Genomic DNA, 16,986 nt, shown 5'->3' with positions numbered 1-16,986 from the left:
GAAAGCGGCGCGATCCGTCACATACGCAGCAAGACGGCCGCAGCCGGCCTAAAGAACGAAATCCGTCACCTTCAGGCTGACGCTGGTGTCGAGCAGGATGGAGAAATCGGCCTTTCCGTCGCCGTTGACATCCGCATAGATGAACGTGTCGCCGCTCTTCTTCTCATAGCGCAGTTCACCTGCCTTCTTGTGGAAGGAATCGGTGCCGATGAACGTGAAGGCCTGGTCGCCGGCGGACTTCGTGTTCGCATCGATCGCCTTGAGATCGATCTTGTCCTTCTGGGCGCGATTGAAATCCGCGATCGTGTCGCGGCCGGATGCTGACGTGGTCGAATCCCGGATCGAGGCGAAGACGAAGACATCGGCGCCGGAGCCGCCGTGGAGACTGTCGGCACCGCCGCCGCCGCTGATCCTGTCGTTGCCGGCCTCGCCCATCAGCTTGTCCTTGCCGGCGGCGCCGCTGATCGTGTCGTTGCCGGTGCCGCCCAGCACGTAGTCGGCGCCGGCGCCGGCATAGATCCGGTCATTGCCGCTATTGCCGAAGATCAGGTTGTCGCCGGACGTGCCCTTCAGCACATCGGCACCTGCCTCGCCGAAGAAGTCGCCGGGGCTCCATTTTCCCTCGCCGTAGATCTTCTTCAGGATGGCATAGGCCTTCGGGTCGTATTTCGCGAGCTCGGTGCGGGTGTTGATCTCGTTGTGGATGCCGTCCGCGCCCTCCCGCTCGGGATTGTCGTTGAAATAGGCCTGGCTCAGCTCCGCGAAATATTCGTCGAGCGTGTCGTCCGCATAGGTGTTCTTCCATAGGCCCGCGCGCTTGGCATTGTCATAGGCGGCGGCGAAAGCGTCCATCAGCCCCTTGTCGACCGTCGATACGCCGAGATTGTCGATCGCGTGCGCCCATTCGTGCAGCGCGATGCTCTCGCTGCCGCCATAGGGGTCGGTCGGATAATTGAGCAGGTTCTCCTCGCCGGACGACGAGGTCGGCCGCCCCAGCACGGCCCCCAGCCCCCGATAGATGTCCCAGGACGCACCGAGATCAGAATAATCCGGCAGTTTGGTGATCTTGGTGCCTTCCGGGATGATGGCGAAGCGGCCGCCGGCATCGACGATCGCGGACACGTATTTTCCAGCCCCGGCGATCGCGTTGAAGACGATCTCCGCAGCCCGGTAGACCGCCTCGTCGGGAACGGCGTCGTTGGCAAGGATATAGATGCCCTTCCACTCGAACGCCTTGGTGTGAAAGCCTCGTGCATAGTCCGACGGTGGCTTCTTCAGCATCGCCCTCTCTCCCCCGCTCCCCAATCCCGGCAAGCGTAGGCTAATATTCCTCCCGCTAAAAGATGGCGTCGCGCCGTATTTGCGGCAAAGCCCGCCGCCGACGCGGAATTTTCCGGGATGAGCGGCATGGCGCCGCCGGCAGCAGGCTCAGCGCGTCGCCAGCAGCGCGACATAGGCGATGACCGTCATCAGCAGGCCGCGGAAGGCGAAGCCGACGAAGCGGTACTTGTCGCGGGCGATGGAGGCCATGGCATCGGCATTCTGCATGTACTGCTCGAAGAGATAGCCGATATCGCGGTCGTGCGCCGCCTTGCGGAAGCCCTCGCGGTGATGCGGCCAGGCGCCCCAGAACAGCGAGGTCGCCTTGTCCACCCGGCGCGGCAGCACGACGAGGATCGCCGAGACGATGGAGAAGATCAGCGCGAAGGCGAGCAGGCCGGAAAAGACGATCGCCGCCGGGTTGCCCTCCGCATAACGCGACCAGGTGAAGACGGCGCGGCTTTCGGTGGACGTGACCAGCAGCGCGATCATGAAGGTGAAGATATAGGCGGCCTTCTGGTCGGAGATCTTCACCTGGTCGTAGAAGACGTCGTTGATGCGGCGGATATGGTCGAAATGCTCAAGGGCGATGCCCTGCGTGCCATCGAGGGCCCGTTCGAGGATGGTCTGCCGCGTTTCCAAAGCCGTCATGTCGCTTCTATCCTTCCTGCACTCATTGCGTGATAGCCGAGTGCCTTGGGAAAGCAACGGCCTGCCCGCCGCACCGCTTGACTTTTTCGGGGGATGTCGAGTTCTGGTTGCATGCAGAACCTCGCCCCGCCCCCCGGCCCGTCGTCCCCAGCAGTCCAGCGCCGCGCCGCCCGGAGCTGCGCATGAGCGCGGCGCTGCGCCTTCCCCACCTGTGGTCGCGCCGCACCCGCCGGCTTGCCATGCTCGCCCTTGCGGTCATCGCGCTCGTCTCGGCCCTGACGCAGCTTCCGGCCTGGTCCCTCGCGGATTTGCGCGCCTTCGACTATCTTTCCACCGTCGACGATCCGCGCCCACCGGCCGGCGGGCCGGTGGTCGTCGCGATCGACGAGCCGTCGCTGGCGGAAATCAATGCGCAATGGCCCTGGCCGCGCGAGCTGCATGGCCGGCTGGTGGAAAGCCTGCGCAAGGCCGGCGCCACGGCGATCGGCCTCGACATCATCTTCGCCGAACCCTCCAATCCTGCCTCCGATGCCGCCTTTGCCGCGACGCTCGGGCCGGATGTCGTTCTGGCCGGCGACGAGAGCGTCATCGTCACGCCGCAGGCCGAACAACTCCTGCGCACGACGCCGCTGCCGGCGTTCACCGAAGCGGGCGCGGTGACGGGCATCGCCTCGATCACGCTCGGCGGCGACGGCGTCTTTCGCGACCTGCCGCGCTATGCGGACGGCTTTGCGCTCGCGCTCGCCCGCATCGCCGGCAAGCCAGCGGTCTCACCCGAGGGCAAGCTTCTGCAATCCTTCGGCCCGGCGCGCAGCTATCCGACGGTTTCCTATTACCAGGCGCTCGATCCGGAAAACATGCTGCCGAAGGATACGTTCAAGGATCGCGTGGTGATCGTCGGACTCAGCCTGCAGAATGCGCCCGTCATCAATTCCGGCGGCGCGGACGCCTTCGCCACGCCCTATACGGTCCATACCGGCCGGCTGGTGGCGGGGGCGGAAATCCAGGCGACGATCCTCGACAATCTCACCGCCGGCGCCGCGATCACCCGGTCGGGCACGCCGCTCGCCATCACTGCCGTCACGCTCGCCGCCCTGCTTTCAGCGGCGATCGTGCGTCGCGCGACGCGCTGGCAGACGGTCGTGCTCAGCGTCCTTGCAAGCGCCGTGCTCGGCCTCCTCAGCTTCGCGCTGATCCGCGAGGCCAATCTCTTCGTCTCGCCCATCGGCCCCACCATCGCGCTTCTCCTGGTCGCCGCCGGCCAGACGGCGCTCGACTATGCGGAGGAGCGGCGCCGACGCCGCGAGATCGTGCGCGCCTTCTCGCAATATCTCTCGCCCGCCCTCGTCGAGCGCCTCGCGCGCGATCCTTCGCAACTGAAGCTCGGCGGCGAGCGGCGCACGCTCTCCATCCTGTTTTGCGACGTGCGCGGCTTCACCACCATCGCCGAGACGATGAAGGACGACCCGGAACAACTGACGACGCTGATCAACCGGCTGCTGACCCCGCTCTCCGACATCGTGCTCAAGCACGGCGGCACGATCGACAAATATATCGGCGACTGCGTGATGGCCTTCTGGAACGCGCCGCTCGACGACGAGGACCATGCCCGCCATGCGGTGGCCGCCGCGCTCGACATGCTCGACGTGATGGCGACACTGAACGCAAAGCTCCAGGCGGAAGCCGCGGCGAGCGGCAGCTCCTATCATGCGCTGCGCATCGGCATCGGCATCAACACCGGCGAATGCGTGGTCGGCAACATGGGCTCCTCGCAGCGTTTCGACTATTCGGTGCTCGGCGATGCGGTGAACCTTGCCTCGCGCCTCGAAGGCGCCTCGAAGGCCTATGGCGTGCCGCTGCTCATCGGCGAAAGCACGGCAAGGCTGGCGGCGGCCGATTTCGCGGTGCTCGAACTCGACCGGATCACCGTCAAGGGCCGCAGCGTCGCCGCCCCCGTCTTCACCGCCATCCGCGGCCTGCCGGAAGAGGCAAAGGCGCTGCATGCCCGGTTCGTCGAGGACAAATATGCCGGGCGCCTCACCGTCGATGACGCGGCCTTCGACACGCTGATCGAGGCCGCCCCGGCACTCGCCCCCTATTACGCGACCATCCGGACCGAACATGTCGCCGGCGGGGCTTAGGCCGGCGCGCCCTGCTTGGGGTGCGACGGGGCGAACTCGGCGACGAGCTCGTGTTTTTCGCCGGGATAGGTCAGCCGCACATGGGTGACGTAGAGGCCGCCGCTCCAGGTGCGGCGCTCGACGACGAGGCAGGGCGTGCCGGGCGCGATCGCCAGGAGTTCGGCGGCGCGGGCGTCGGCCCCGACGGCGCGGATGCGGTGTTCGGCGGCGCTCCAGGGCACGCGGCTGATCAGCCAGGCGCCCGGCGCGATGTCGTCGAAGCTCTCGTCGGCCGCTTCCGGCACGGCTTCGAGGTTGATCAGGCGGTCCTCCAGGCAGAACGGCTGGGCGCCGGCGAAATGCAGGGCGCAGATGTCCGTCAGCCGGGCCTTTTCGGAAAGCTCCATCAGCCGCCGGTCGGCGGCCTTCGCAGCACGGTTTACCCGTGTGCGCCGCTCGTAGCGATACGGCAGGCCGAGCGATTCGACCTCCAGACGGATATCGTGGATTTCCAGCACCGCCGACTGGGCGTGCGGGTGGGTGACATAGCTGCCGGACTTGCGCCGGCGCTCGATCAGGCCGCGCTTGACCAGCTCGGTGATCGCCTTGTTCACCGTCATGCGCGAGCACTGGTATTGCTCGGTCAGTTCGTGCTCGAAGGGGATGCGGTGGCCCGGCGGCCATTCGCCCGAAAGGATCCTGCCCTCCACATCCTCCAAGATGCGGCGATGCAGCGACGGCTCCTTGGCCTCGGCCTGCCTGTTGTCCCCGAGAGTGGAAATGGTCGCCTCCGCGCTTGCCGGGCGCAGATTCGCCCGGTCCGGAAAAGTCATAGGAAAGGCGGGGCTGCCTTTCAATACGTCCTCAGGCCCCGGCCAGGGCCCGCATGGTGGCCGTGAAGCGCCGGCCGACCGCCGCGCGCGCCACATGGCGGCCGCCCTCGACCTGCCGGCGGCCATTCACCCAGACGCAATCGACCGCCGCGCCATTGGCGAAGATCCAGCCGTCGAGCAGCGCGTCGCCGGCAAGGTCGAGGCCGTGCCGGGCCTTGAGGCTGACGAAATCGGCGGGGCTGCCGGCCGAAAGGCCCGATTCGACGCCGAGCGCCGCCGCGCCGCCGAGCAGCGCGCCGTCGAACAGCGCCCGGCCCGTCGAGCCGCCGGGGGCGGCGAGCACGTTGCGGGCGCGATGGGCGAGTCGCTCAGAATATTCAAGCTGGCGCAGCTCATCCGGCAGGCCGATCAGCACGTTGGAATCCGAACCGACGCCGAAACGGCCGCTATGGGCAAGGAAATCCGGCGCCGGGAAGGTGCCGTCGCCGAGATTGGCCTCCGTCACCGGGCAGAGGCCGGCGATCGCGCCGGCCTTCGCCATGCCGCGCGTCTCGGCCTGCGTCATGTGCGTCGCGTGGATGAAGCACCAGCGGCCGTCGACCGCCTGGTTGTCGAGCAACCATTCCACCGGGCGGCGGCCGGACCAGGCGATGCTGTCCTCCACTTCCTTGACCTGCTCGGAAATATGGATGTGGACCGGCGCCTCGCCCGCCATACCCACGACGTCGGAAAGCTCGTCCGGGGTGACGGCGCGCAGGCTGTGCGGGGCGACGCCGGTGATGCCTCCCGGCAGCGCATCGGTCAGCGCACGGCAGCGCTCCAGCAATGCGGCATAGGACTGCCGGTCGTTGATGAAGCGGCGCTGGCCCTCGCCCGGCGCGGTGCCGCCGAAGCCGGCATGGGCGTAGAAGACGGGCAGCAGCGTCAGCGCGATGCCGGTCTTAGACGCCGCGGCGGCGATGCGCGCGGCCATCTCGGCGATATCGGCATAGTGCCCGCCGTCCTTGTCGTGGTGCAGGTAGTGGAACTCGCCGACACGGGTGAAGCCTGCCTCCAGCATCTCGACATAGAGCTGGCCTGCGACCGCCTCCACATCGTCGGGCGTCATGGACAGCGCGAAGCGATACATGACGTTGCGCCAGCTCCAGAACGAATCGCTGCCCGGTCCCCGCGTCTCCGCCAGTCCCGCCATGCCGCGCTGGAAGGCGTGGCTGTGCAGGTTGGGCATGCCGGCGACGATGGTGTCGTGGCGCTCGTCGCCCGGTGCCGGCGCGGCGCCGGTTTCGAGCGTCGTGATGCGGCCGTCCGCGATGCCCATGCGGACATCCTTCGCCCAGCCGCCCGCAAGCAGCGCCTGCCTTGCATGAATGATCGCCATCGCCCGCTCCTTCTCCCGATTGTGCATCCTCGGCGCCGCGCCGGCAAATTGGCTCTTGCGCCCTCACAATTATGTATATACATTATCTCCATCGCAGGGAAGAGGCAATCACGATGACGACACCGGAAAAGGACAGTCCCCGAGTCTGGCGCAATGCCCGGCTTGCGACACTCAAGGAGAGCCTGCCGGACCTCGGCATCGTCGAGAACGGCGCGATCGCCGTCCGCGACGGCCGCATCGCCTTTGCCGGGCCCGAGGCCGAGCTTCCCGCCGAATTCTCCGCCGCCGAGACCATCGACTGCGAAGGCCGCTGGATCACGCCGGGCCTCATCGACTGCCACACCCATCTCGTCCATGCCGGCGACCGCGCCCACGAATTCGAGCTGCGCCTTGCCGGCGCCTCCTATGAGGAGATCGCCCGGGCCGGCGGCGGCATCGTCTCCTCCGTCAAGGCGCTGCGCGCCGCGAGCGAGGACGAGCTGGTGCGCCAGACCCTGCCCCGCCTCGACGCGCTGATCGCCGAGGGCGTGACGACGGTCGAACTGAAATCCGGCTACGGCCTCGACACCGAGAACGAGGTGAAATCCCTGCGCGCCGCGCGGCGCCTCGCGGAGATGCGCGACGTTACCGTGCGCACCACCTTCCTCGGCGCCCATGCGCTGCCGCCGGAAATGAACGGCGACAAGGCGGCCTATATCGACAAGGTCATCCGTGAGATGCTGCCGGCCGTCGCGGCCGAGGGGCTTGCCGATGCCGTCGACGGCTTCTGCGAGGGCATCGCCTTCTCGCCGGAGGAGATGGCGAAGGTCTTCGATGCCGCGAAGGCGCACGGCCTGCCGGTAAAACTGCACGCCGACCAGCTTTCCAACCTGCACGGCGCGGAAATGGCCGCCCGTTACGGCGCGCTGTCGGCCGACCACCTCGAATATACCGACGATGCGGGCGCGGCCGCCATGGCCAAGGCCGGCACCGTCGCCGTCATCCTGCCCGGCGCCTTCTACTTCATCCGCGAGACGAAGAAGCCGCCGGTCGATCTCTTCCGCAAGCACGGCGTCAGGATGGCCGTCGCGACGGACGCCAATCCCGGCACCTCGCCGCTCACCTCGCTGCTCCTCACCATGAACATGGCCGCGACCCTCTTCGGCATGACCGTTGCGGAATGCATCGCCGGCACGACACGCGAGGCGGCCCGTGCCCTCGGCCTCGTCGACGAGGTGGGAACGCTCGAAGCCGGGAAATGGGCCGATTTCGTCCTCTGGGACATCGGCCGGCCGGCGGAACTGGTCTATCGCATGGGCTTCAACCCCATGCATGCCCGTATCCGCAGCGGACACTGATCCATTCAATACGCAGCACAGCGCTGCATCGGGGAATGCACCATGACGATCACGCTCCATCCGGGCTCCGTGCCCCTCAAGACCCTTGAAACCATCTACTGGACCGGCGAGGCCGCCAGGCTCGACGCCTCCTTCGACGCCGGCATTCAGAAGGCCGCCGCGCGCATCGCGCAAATCGCCGGCGGCGACGAGCCGGTCTACGGCATCAATACCGGCTTCGGCAAACTCGCCTCCATCAAGATCGCGCCGGCGGACGTCGCGACGCTCCAGCGCAACCTGATCCTGTCGCATTGCTGCGGCGTCGGCAAACCGCTGGCCGAAAACATCGTGCGCCTCATCATGGCGCTGAAGCTGATCTCGCTCGGGCGCGGCGCGTCCGGCGTGCGCATCGAGGTCGTGCGCCTCATCGAGGCGATGCAGGCCAAGGGCGTCATCCCGGTCATTCCGGAACAGGGCTCCGTCGGCGCTTCCGGCGACCTCGCCCCCCTCGCCCACATGACGGCGGTGATGATCGGCGAAGGCGAGGCCTTTCATGCCGGTGAGCGCCTTTCCGGCGGCAAGGCGCTGGAAAAGGCCGGCCTGAAGCCCGTCGTCCTCGCCGCCAAGGAGGGCCTTGCCCTCATCAACGGCACGCAGGTCTCGACCGCCCTGGCGCTCGCCGGCCTCTTCCGCGCCCACCGCGCCGCCCAGGCCGCCCTCGTCACCGGGGCGCTTTCCACCGACGCCGCGATGGGTTCCTCCGCGCCGTTCCATCCGGATATCCACACGCTGCGCGGCCACAAGGGCCAGATCGACGCCGCTTCCGCGCTGCGCGCCCTGCTTGCCGGCTCCGTCATCCGCGAAAGCCACATCACCGGCGACGAGCGGGTGCAGGACCCCTATTGCATCCGCTGCCAGCCGCAGGTCGACGGCGCCTGCCTCGATCTGCTGCGTGTCGCCGCCCGCACGCTCGAAATCGAGGCCAACGCCGTCACCGACAACCCGCTCGTCCTCTCCGACGACAGCGTCGTCTCGGGCGGCAACTTCCATGCCGAGCCCGTCGCCTTCGCCGCCGACCAGATCGCCATTGCGGCCTGCGAGATCGGCGCCATTGCCCAGCGCCGCATCGCGCTGCTCGTCGATCCCGCCCTCTCCTTCGGCCTGCCGGCCTTCCTCGCCAAGAAGCCGGGCCTCAATTCCGGCCTGATGATCGCCGAGGTCACCTCGGCCGCGCTGATGAGCGAGAACAAGCAGATGGCGCATCCGGCCTCGGTCGATTCGACGCCGACCTCCGCCAACCAGGAAGACCACGTCTCCATGGCCTGCCACGGCGCCCGCCGCCTCTTGCGCATGACGGAGAACCTTTCGGCCATCATCGGCATCGAGGCGCTGACGGCCGCGCAGGGCATCGAGTTCCGCGCCCCGCTCGTCACCAGCCCGGAGCTGCAGAAGGTCGTCGCCGCGCTGCGCACCGTCGTCGCGACGCTGGAAGAGGATCGCTACATGGCGCCCGACCTTGCCGCCGCCAGCACCTTCGTCTCCTCCGGCGCGCTCGCCGCCTCCGTCACCAAGGGCATCCTGCCGGTTCTGGAGGCGTAAGGTGGCGATGTTCGAACTTCACCAGGGCACTTCGCCCGTCATTCTCGCCTTCCCGCATACCGGCACGGATGTGCCGGCCGACATATGGGAACGCCTGAACGACAACGGCCGCATCCTCGCGGACACGGACTGGCACATCGAGCGCCTCTATGCCGGCCTGCTGCCGGCGGCGACGACGGTGCGGGCCACGTTCCACCGCTATGTCATCGACGCCAACCGCGATCCGGCCGGCGTCAGCCTCTATCCCGGCCAGAACACGACCGGCCTCGTTCCGGAAACGGATTTCGACGGCAAGCATATCTGGAAGGACGGCGCGGCGCCGACCGAGGCGGACATCGCCTACCGGCTCGCCCATTTCCACGCGCCCTACCATGCGGCCCTTGCCGCCGAGATCGAGCGCGTCAAGGCGATCCACGGCGTGGCGATCCTCTACGATTGCCACTCGATCCGCTCGCTGATCCCCTTCCTCTTCGAAGGCCGGCTGCCGGACTTCAATGTCGGCACCGACATGGGCCGCACCTGCGCCAAGGAGATCGAAACGGCGGCGTTCGAAATCAGCGCCAAGGCCGAGGGCTATACCGGCATCCTCAACGGCCGCTTCAAGGGCGGCTGGACGACGCGCCACTACGGCAGGCCGGAGACCGGCGTGCACGCCATCCAGATGGAGCTTGCGCAGGTCAGCCACCTTGCCACGGAGGCCCCGCCCTTCGCCCTCGACGAGGCGAAGGCCGCAAGACTGCGCATTCCCCTCAAAGACATCCTGAACCGTATCGAGGCCCTCGCCTCCACCCTTGCACGCTGATCCGGGAGAACCAGCCATGACCGACAATCCCCGCCACAACATCCGCGAAGTCCGCGCCGCCACCGGCACCGAGCGCACCGCCAAGAGCTGGCTGACCGAAGCGCCGCTGCGCATGCTGATGAACAACCTCGATCCCGACGTCGCGGAAAACCCGCACGAGCTCGTCGTCTACGGCGGCATCGGCCGCGCCGCCCGCACCTGGGCCGATTTCGACAGGATCGTCGCCTCGCTGCGCGACCTCGAAGACAACGAGACGCTGATCGTGCAGTCCGGCAAGCCGGTCGGCATCTTCCGCACGCACAAGGATGCCCCGCGCGTCCTCATCGCCAATTCCAACCTCGTGCCACACTGGGCCACCTGGGACCATTTCAACGAGCTCGACAAGAAGGGCCTTGCCATGTACGGCCAGATGACGGCCGGCTCGTGGATCTATATCGGCAGCCAAGGCATCGTGCAGGGCACCTACGAGACCTTCGTGGAGGCCGGCCGCCAGCACTATGGCGGCAACCTCAAGGGCAGGTGGGTGCTGACCGGCGGCCTCGGCGGCATGGGCGGCGCCCAGCCGCTCGCCGCCGTCATGGCCGGCGCCTCGTGCCTTGCCGTCGAGTGCAACCCGGATTCGATCGAGTTCCGCCTGCGCACCCGCTATATCGACGAGAAGGCCGAGACGCTCGACGAGGCCATGGCGATGATCGACCGCTGGACGAAGGCCGGCGAGGCCAAGTCCGTCGGCCTCCTCGGCAATGCCGCGGAAATCCTGCCGGAGATGATCCGCCGCGGCATCCGCCCCGACATGGTGACCGACCAGACCTCCGCCCATGACCCGATCAACGGCTACCTGCCGAAGGGCTGGACGATGGCCGAGTGGAAGGCCAGGCGCGAAAGCGACCCGAAGGCCGTCGAAAAGGCCGCCCGCGCCTCGATGCGCGAGCATGTCGAAGCGATGATCGCCTTCCAGGACATGGGCATCCCGACCTTCGACTACGGCAACAACATCCGCCAGGTCGCGAAAGACGAGGGCCTCGAAAACGCCTTCGCCTTCCCGGGCTTCGTGCCGGCCTATATCCGCCCGCTGTTCTGCAAGGGCATCGGCCCGTTCCGCTGGGCGGCGCTGTCCGGCGATCCGGAGGACATCTACAAGACCGACGCCAAGGTGAAGGAGCTCTTGCCCGACAACAAGCACCTTCACAACTGGCTGGACATGGCGAAGGAGCGCATCTCCTTCCAGGGCCTGCCGGCGCGCATCTGCTGGGTCGGCCTCGGCGACCGTCATCGCCTGGGTCTCGCCTTCAACGAGATGGTGCAGAACGGCGAGCTGAAGGCGCCGATCGTCATCGGCCGCGACCACCTCGATTCGGGCTCCGTCGCCTCGCCGAACCGCGAGACGGAAGCGATGAAGGACGGTTCGGACGCCGTGTCCGACTGGCCTCTGCTCAATGCCTTGCTGAACACCGCATCGGGCGCGACCTGGGTCTCGCTCCATCACGGCGGCGGCGTCGGCATGGGCTTCTCGCAACATTCGGGCGTCGTCATCTGCTGCGACGGCACGGATGAAGCCGCCGAGCGCGTCGGCCGCGTCCTGTGGAACGACCCGGCGACCGGCGTCATGCGGCATGCCGACGCCGGCTACGACATCGCACTCAACTGCGCCCGCGAAAAGGGCCTGCGCCTGCCGGGCATCCTCGGCAACTGATGCATATCGCCTAAAAGTGCGCAGCGGTTTTGGGAGAACGATATGCACAATAAACCGAGACTTTTGCGCAACGCCGACCATCGCCGCATGCCGTGGAAGAACGGCGGCGGCGAGACGGTCGAGGTGATCGTCCATCCGGAAGGCGCGAGCCTTTCGGATTTCGGCTGGCGCGTCAGCATGGCGCGCGTGGCGGGCGACGGGCCCTTCTCCGTCTTTCCCGGCATCGACCGCACGCTGGCCGTGCTTTCGGGCGGCGGCATGGCGCTCTCGATCGAGGGACTTGGCGAGACGCTGCTGACGCCCGCCTCCGCGCCCCTCGCCTTCCCGGCCGATGCGCCGACCACGGCGCGCCTCACGGGCGGGCCGATCACCGACCTCAACGTGATGACCCGGCGCGGCGCCTTCCGACACCGGCTGACGCATCACGTCGCGCGTGATGCACTGGCGCTGCCGGAAACGATGGGAGAACGTCTGCTGCTGGCGCTGGAACCGCTCGGCGTCTCCACGCCGGAAGGCCTCGTCGGGCTCCAGCCGCTCGATGCGCTCGTGCTCGGCGGCGCATTGGCGGCGGAGGTCGTGCCGATCGGCGATGAGGCGACCTTCTATCTGGTGGAAATCATCCAGGACTGACCCTTTGCCGGGACGCGATTTCCTTGTCCGCGCCGGAGCGGAGTGCTACCTCCCGACACATTCATTCATTGGGCATTTGTCGGGAGAGATTTTCATGAGACATCGCAAATTCGGCCGCACGGGTTTCACCACCACGGATATCGGCTTCGGCGCCTGGCAGATCGGCGGCGCCTGGGGTGATGTCAGCGAGGCGGACGGCCGTGCCGCCCTCAACGCCGCGCTCGATGCCGGCATGTCCTTCATCGACACCGCCGACGTCTATGGCGACGGCCGCTCGGAAAAGATCATCGCCGACGTCCTGAAGGACCGCGGCGGCCAGCGCCCGATGGTGGCCACCAAGGCCGGGCGTCGCCTCTCCCCGCATGTCGCCGACGGCTATACCCGGGAAAACCTCGAAGGCTTCATCGACCGCAGCCTGAAGAACCTCGGCGTCGAGCGGCTCGACCTCGTGCAGCTGCACTGCCCGCCGACGGAGGTCTACTACCGTCCGGAGGTCTTCCATGCGCTGGAAGAGATCAAGGCCGCCGGCAAGATCGCCAATTACGGCGTCAGCGTGGAGAAGGTCGAAGAGGCGCTGAAGGCGATCGAATATCCCGGCGTCGTCAGCGTGCAGATCATCTACAACATGTTCCGCCAGCGCCCGGCGCAGCTCTTCTTCAAGGAAGCCGCCCGCCGCCAGGTCGCCGTCATCGCCCGCGTGCCGCTGGCAAGCGGCTTGCTCTCGGGCAAGATCACGCGCGACACCGCCTTTGCCGCGGACGACCACCGCAACTTCAACCGCCAGGGCGATGCCTTCGATGTCGGCGAGACCTTTGCCGGCGTGCCCTTCGAGACCGGCCTTAAGGCCGTCGAGGAAATCCGTGCGCTGGTGCCGGCCGGCACCGCCATGGCCGCCTTCGCGCTGCGCTGGATCCTGATGGCCGATGCGGTCAGCGTCGTCATTCCGGGCGCGCGCAACGCCGCGCAGGCCGAGGCGAATGCCCGGGCCGCAAGCCTGCCGGCGCTTTCGGAAGACGTGATGGAGGCGACACGCGAGGTCTATTACCGGCTCGTCGCGCCGCATGTGCACGATCGCTGGTAGGGCCAGCCCCTGCGGCCTCGCACATCAACTGAAATGATAGCCAACATCATGGCTATCTATTTCGTTTATGTGCGAGGCCGCGCTACCGTTCCCCATCGGTCACAATCACAACAGGGGAACGACCATGAAGACAATGCTGCTCGCGCTGGCTCTCGCAGGCTCCACGCTGCTTTCCGGCCCGGCTTTCGCCGAGACGCTGAAGATCGGCACGGAAGGCGCCTACCCGCCCTTCAACTTCCAGGATTCCGCGGGAAAACTCGGCGGCTTTGACGTGGAGATCGGCCTTGCGCTCTGCGAGAAGATGGAGGTCGAGTGCGAGGTGGTCGCGCAGGACTGGGACGGCATCATTCCCGGCCTCGTCGCCAAGAAATACGACATGATCATCGCCTCGATGTTCATCACCGAAGAGCGCAAGAAGCAGGTCAACTTCACCGATCCCTACTATCTCGCCGCCATGACCCATGCCGCGCCGAAGGGCGCCGGCATCACCGACTTCACCAATGAAGGCATGAAGGGCAAGACGATCGGCGCCCAGTCCGGCACCACACAGGCCGATTTTGCCGCCGCCGTCTATCCGGATGCGGACATCAAGCTCTATCCGACGCAGGACGAGGTGAATCTCGACATGGCGAACGGCCGCCTCGACCTGCAGGTCGGCGACATGATCCCGCTGCTCGACTGGGTCACCAAGAACGACGACGGCAAAGCGTGCTGCGAATTGATCGGCGAGCCGATCACCGATCCGAAATTCGTCGGCGACGGCGTCGGCATCGCGGTGCGCCAGGAAGACAACGACCTGCGCGAGAAGCTGAATGCCGCGCTGACGGCGATCCGCGAGGACGGCACCTACCAGAAGATCAACGACAAATACTTCTCCATCGACATCTATACGATGAAGTAATCCCCCGACCCGATCATCCGCAGCCGCGGGAGCCGCGTGGGTCCTCCGGTTGAATTCGCGGATGACGCGAGTGGTCGGGGTAATGTTGCGATCAAATCGAGGCGGCTTCGGCCGCCTTTCACCTGTCCGGGCTCAGGGATGGAAGCGGGTGCGGTTTTCACTGCGCACACCCTCGATGGGCCGCGTGAAGAAGGCCTCGCCTCTATCCTCGCCGTCAAGGCTGACCAGAAACGGGTGTGGGTCCAGCGCCCGCCGCGGACGAAACTCCATGCGCGCCTCCACGCCGCCCGCCAGGAGCTCGTCGAGATAGGCTCCCGCGAGGCCGCTGGTGCTAAACCGTTCCCGCATAACGCATTTCCCCCTCTTTCGGCGACCGGAATGCGCCAGGCTCCTTTTTGGTTCCGCGAAAAACGGCACCTGCCGATCACATTTCGGCGCGCGCCATCCCGCCGCCTCTTGCCTTTCCCGACACCCTGGCCGTAGCTACGCGCATGCCGATCAACCGCCTCGAACGCTTCGCGCACAATCTCGACTGGAACCTCCTGCGTACCTTCGTGGTCGTGGTGGAGGAAGGCTCGATCACGCGGGCGGCGAACCGGCTGCTGCTGCAGCAGCCGGCCGTCAGCATGGCGCTGAAGCGGCTGGAGCAGTCGGTCGGCCACCGGCTGATCGACCGCAGCCCCGGCCGCTTCGAGCTGACGGACGCCGGCGAGCGGCTGCATGCGCTCTGCCACGACATCTTCACCGCCATCGTGCGCCTGCCCGAGGCCATGCAGCCTTCCGGCGAGGATATTTCCGGCCACATCACCCTCCATTCCGTCAGCCATGCCATGAACCCGGCCTGGGACCGGGCGATCGCCGAGTTCTTCCGGCTGCATCCGCGCGTCACCATGGGTGTGACGATCGAGACGACGACGGACGTCATCCGCTCGGTGGAACGGGGCGTCGCGACGCTCGGCCTTTCCGACGGCATCATTCCGGAAGGGCTGGAGAAGACGCCCTTCTGCTACGAGCGATACGCGCTCTATTGCGGCCGCGGGCACCGGTTGTTCGGCGTGCGGGATGCCCGGCTGGAGGACCTGCGGGGCGAGCCCTATGTCAGCTTCCTCGCCGACGTGCTCGGCGGGCCGCATATGGGGCCGGTGACGGCCGTGCGCGCCATCGGCTCCTTCGGCCAGCAGGTACGGGCGCTGGCCTTCAACGTGGAAGAGGTGTTGCGGCTGGTGGTGGCCAATGCCGGCATCGGCATGCTGCCGGTGCACCTCACCGGCGCGGCGCTGGCGGCCGGCGAGCTCTGGCAGTTGCCGCCCTATGACGACCTGCCGGTGACCGAGACCTTCCGCATCACCAATCCCGGTTCGGCGCTCAACCCGGCCGAACGCGCCTTCCTCGCCCATATGGCGGATGTGCCGCCCTGGCGCTGGGGCGAATGACATCAATCCTGATGATACCGACCTTCATCCCTATAAATTTGAAGAATGCCAACGGCTTGCTTAGGCAGGAGGGAGACGTTCATAGCGGAGGCAGGCCATGCGGACATTCGACATCGCGATCATCGGCGGCGGCATTGCCGGCCTTTCGCTCGCCTATTTCCTGAGCCCGCACCGCTCCGTCGTCGTGCTGGAGCGGGAGGGCGCGCTCGGCTATCACAGCACCGGCCGGTCGGCGGCGGAATTCACGCTGCGCGACAATGCACCGCCGGTGAACGCGCTTGCCCGCGCCAGCCATGATTTCCTGACGCGGCCGCCGGAGGGGTTTGCCGTCGTGCCGCTGCTCATCGAACGGGGCAGCATCATCCTCGGCACGGCGGAGAAGGCGGCGCTGGTGCGCGAGCGCTTCGAAGCCGCCCAAGCCCTCGGCGTGGCGGTGGAATGGCTGGACGAGGCCGCGATGCTCGCCCGTGCGCCGATGCTGGACCCGGCCTATGCGGCCGCCGCCTATTTCGACCCCGACTACTGGGATATCGAGGTGGACGCCCTGCTGCAGGCCTATGCCCGCCATGCCCGCCGTCATGGCGCGCAGATCCTCGAAGGCCGGGCATTCTCCGGCGCCCGGCGGGACGCAGGCGCATGGCGGATCGAAGCCGGCGACGAGACGATCTCCGCCGGCATGCTGGTGAACGCGGCCGGTGGCTGGGCGGATACGGTCGCGACGCTTTCCGGCGTCAGGCCCGTCGGCATCGTGCCGCACCGCCGCACCGCCATCACCGTCGATCTGCCCGACGGCATCGATGCGAGCCGCCTGCCGGAGATCAACGAGGTCGAGGAGCTGTTCTACTTCAAGCCGGAAGGGGGCCGCCTGCTGGCCTCGCCCGCCGATGCGACACCCTGCGAGCCGGCGGACGTGCAGCCGGAAGAGCTCGACGTCGCCTATGCCGCCCATTATGTCGAGGAGGCGACGACGCTCGCGGTGCGCCGCGTCTTCAGGAGCTGGGCCGGCATGCGCAGCTTTTCCGCGGACCGCCTGCCCGTCATCGGCCCGGCCGGGGACGAGTCGTCCTTCTTCTGGCTCGCCGGCCAGGGCGGTTACGGCATCCTGACGTCACCCGCCCTCGGCAGCCTTTCCGCCGCCCTCCTCACCGCAAGCCCGGTGCCCGAACCGCTCGCCCGCGAAGGCATAACGGCGGAAACCTTCAGTCCCCGCCGCTTCTCCTGAAACGAAA

15 protein-coding genes are annotated in these 16,986 nt (G+C 67.1%); 10 read left to right on the top strand and 5 right to left on the bottom strand.

Translation table 11 applies throughout. The features are described 5' to 3' along the window. Nucleotides 1-48: 48 nt before the first annotated feature. Together shn_RS06975 and shn_RS06970 are read right to left on the bottom strand one after the other, a co-directional pair. Complete coding sequence (locus shn_RS06975) at nucleotides 49-1,281, bottom strand: M10 family metallopeptidase C-terminal domain-containing protein (protein WP_064329768.1); 1,233 nt, start codon at nucleotides 1,279-1,281, stop codon at nucleotides 49-51. A gap of 147 nt (nucleotides 1,282-1,428) precedes the next feature. Beyond that, nucleotides 1,429-1,971 (bottom strand): Pycsar system effector family protein, encoded by a 543-nt coding sequence (locus shn_RS06970; protein WP_064329767.1) that lies wholly within the window; start codon nucleotides 1,969-1,971, stop codon nucleotides 1,429-1,431. A gap of 182 nt (nucleotides 1,972-2,153) precedes the next feature. Between shn_RS06970 and shn_RS06965 the strand changes: the two genes are divergently transcribed. After that, nucleotides 2,154-4,112, top strand: coding sequence for a CHASE2 domain-containing protein (locus tag shn_RS06965; RefSeq protein ID WP_064329766.1), 1,959 nt, complete (start codon nucleotides 2,154-2,156; stop codon nucleotides 4,110-4,112). Here the strand turns inward: shn_RS06965 and hutC are convergent. Both hutC and shn_RS06955 read right to left on the bottom strand, forming a co-directional pair. Beyond that, nucleotides 4,109-4,924, bottom strand: coding sequence for a histidine utilization repressor (gene hutC / locus shn_RS06960; RefSeq protein WP_084437829.1), 816 nt, complete (start codon nucleotides 4,922-4,924; stop codon nucleotides 4,109-4,111). The two genes, shn_RS06965 and hutC, sit on opposite strands and share 4 nt — an antisense overlap. A 31-nt stretch (nucleotides 4,925-4,955) precedes the next feature. After that, entirely contained in the window at nucleotides 4,956-6,302 is a 1,347-nt protein-coding gene (locus shn_RS06955; RefSeq protein ID WP_064329765.1) for a formimidoylglutamate deiminase, read from the bottom strand. 113 nt (nucleotides 6,303-6,415) lie between these two features. Here shn_RS06955 and hutI point away from each other — a divergent pair, with 113 nt between their 5' ends. The 7 genes from hutI (at nucleotide 6,416) to shn_RS06920 (ending at nucleotide 14,324) form a co-directional block, all read left to right on the top strand. Continuing rightward, the gene (hutI, locus tag shn_RS06950) at nucleotides 6,416-7,639 is read left to right on the top strand and encodes an imidazolonepropionase (RefSeq protein ID WP_064329764.1); all 1,224 of its coding nucleotides are present in this window, start codon (nucleotides 6,416-6,418) and stop codon (nucleotides 7,637-7,639) included. 42 nt (nucleotides 7,640-7,681) lie between these two features. Further along, nucleotides 7,682-9,217, top strand: a complete 1,536-nt coding sequence (gene hutH, locus shn_RS06945) for a histidine ammonia-lyase (RefSeq protein ID WP_064329763.1) — start codon at nucleotides 7,682-7,684, stop codon at nucleotides 9,215-9,217. A 7-nt stretch (nucleotides 9,218-9,224) separates the two neighbouring features. Beyond that, a complete protein-coding gene (gene hutG / locus shn_RS06940; protein ID WP_371328602.1) occupies nucleotides 9,225-10,019 on the top strand; it encodes an N-formylglutamate deformylase in 795 nt (264 codons plus the stop codon). Nucleotides 10,020-10,035: 16 nt separating this feature from the next. Then, entirely contained in the window at nucleotides 10,036-11,712 is a 1,677-nt protein-coding gene (hutU, locus tag shn_RS06935) for a urocanate hydratase (protein ID WP_064329761.1), read from the top strand. Nucleotides 11,713-11,754: 42 nt separating this feature from the next. Next, nucleotides 11,755-12,342, top strand: a complete 588-nt coding sequence (locus shn_RS06930; RefSeq protein ID WP_064329760.1) for a HutD family protein — start codon at nucleotides 11,755-11,757, stop codon at nucleotides 12,340-12,342. A 94-nt stretch (nucleotides 12,343-12,436) separates the two neighbouring features. Further along, nucleotides 12,437-13,423, top strand: coding sequence for an aldo/keto reductase (locus shn_RS06925; protein WP_064329759.1), 987 nt, complete (start codon nucleotides 12,437-12,439; stop codon nucleotides 13,421-13,423). Nucleotides 13,424-13,547: 124 nt separating this feature from the next. Next, nucleotides 13,548-14,324 carry an ABC transporter substrate-binding protein gene (locus shn_RS06920; RefSeq protein WP_064329758.1) on the top strand — a complete coding sequence of 259 codons (777 nt, stop codon included), beginning with the start codon at nucleotides 13,548-13,550 and terminating at the stop codon, nucleotides 14,322-14,324. A 132-nt stretch (nucleotides 14,325-14,456) separates the two neighbouring features. Here shn_RS06920 and shn_RS06915 read toward each other — a convergent pair whose 3' ends face one another. Beyond that, nucleotides 14,457-14,672, bottom strand: a complete 216-nt coding sequence (locus tag shn_RS06915) for a hypothetical protein (RefSeq protein WP_064329757.1) — start codon at nucleotides 14,670-14,672, stop codon at nucleotides 14,457-14,459. A gap of 143 nt (nucleotides 14,673-14,815) precedes the next feature. Between shn_RS06915 and shn_RS06910 the strand changes: the two genes are divergently transcribed. Further along, the gene (locus shn_RS06910) at nucleotides 14,816-15,757 is read left to right on the top strand and encodes a LysR family transcriptional regulator (RefSeq protein ID WP_064329756.1); all 942 of its coding nucleotides are present in this window, start codon (nucleotides 14,816-14,818) and stop codon (nucleotides 15,755-15,757) included. Between the two features lie 97 nt (nucleotides 15,758-15,854). Continuing rightward, a complete protein-coding gene (locus shn_RS06905) occupies nucleotides 15,855-16,979 on the top strand; it encodes an FAD-binding oxidoreductase (RefSeq protein ID WP_064329755.1) in 1,125 nt (374 codons plus the stop codon). Nucleotides 16,980-16,986 lie beyond the last annotated feature (7 nt).

Source organism: Shinella sp. HZN7 (assembly GCF_001652565.1).
In the GTDB taxonomy this organism is placed as follows: Bacteria; Pseudomonadota; Alphaproteobacteria; order Rhizobiales; family Rhizobiaceae; genus Shinella; species Shinella granuli.
The sequence above is the reverse complement of the archived record's forward strand: the minus strand, read 5'-3'. Positions and strand labels throughout refer to the sequence as shown.

Excerpts from the sequence above, each read along its gene's own strand:
- hutG (WP_371328602.1), top strand. The coding sequence starts at position 9,225 with ATGTTCGAACTTCACCAGGGCACTTCGCCCGTCATTCTCGCCTTCCCG.
- shn_RS06910 (WP_064329756.1), top strand. The coding sequence starts at position 14,816 with ATGCCGATCAACCGCCTCGAACGCTTCGCGCACAATCTCGACTGGAAC.
- shn_RS06920 (WP_064329758.1), top strand. The coding sequence starts at position 13,548 with ATGAAGACAATGCTGCTCGCGCTGGCTCTCGCAGGCTCCACGCTGCTT.
- hutH (WP_064329763.1), top strand. The coding sequence starts at position 7,682 with ATGACGATCACGCTCCATCCGGGCTCCGTGCCCCTCAAGACCCTTGAA.
- shn_RS06970 (WP_064329767.1), bottom strand. The coding sequence starts at position 1,971 with ATGACGGCTTTGGAAACGCGGCAGACCATCCTCGAACGGGCCCTCGAT.
- shn_RS06905 (WP_064329755.1), top strand. The coding sequence starts at position 15,855 with ATGCGGACATTCGACATCGCGATCATCGGCGGCGGCATTGCCGGCCTT.
- hutU (WP_064329761.1), top strand. The coding sequence starts at position 10,036 with ATGACCGACAATCCCCGCCACAACATCCGCGAAGTCCGCGCCGCCACC.
- shn_RS06965 (WP_064329766.1), top strand. The coding sequence starts at position 2,154 with ATGAGCGCGGCGCTGCGCCTTCCCCACCTGTGGTCGCGCCGCACCCGC.
- shn_RS06925 (WP_064329759.1), top strand. The coding sequence starts at position 12,437 with ATGAGACATCGCAAATTCGGCCGCACGGGTTTCACCACCACGGATATC.
- hutC (WP_084437829.1), bottom strand. The coding sequence starts at position 4,924 with ATGACTTTTCCGGACCGGGCGAATCTGCGCCCGGCAAGCGCGGAGGCG.
- shn_RS06955 (WP_064329765.1), bottom strand. The coding sequence starts at position 6,302 with ATGGCGATCATTCATGCAAGGCAGGCGCTGCTTGCGGGCGGCTGGGCG.
- shn_RS06975 (WP_064329768.1), bottom strand. The coding sequence starts at position 1,281 with ATGCTGAAGAAGCCACCGTCGGACTATGCACGAGGCTTTCACACCAAG.
- shn_RS06930 (WP_064329760.1), top strand. The coding sequence starts at position 11,755 with ATGCACAATAAACCGAGACTTTTGCGCAACGCCGACCATCGCCGCATG.
- shn_RS06915 (WP_064329757.1), bottom strand. The coding sequence starts at position 14,672 with ATGCGGGAACGGTTTAGCACCAGCGGCCTCGCGGGAGCCTATCTCGAC.
- hutI (WP_064329764.1), top strand. The coding sequence starts at position 6,416 with ATGACGACACCGGAAAAGGACAGTCCCCGAGTCTGGCGCAATGCCCGG.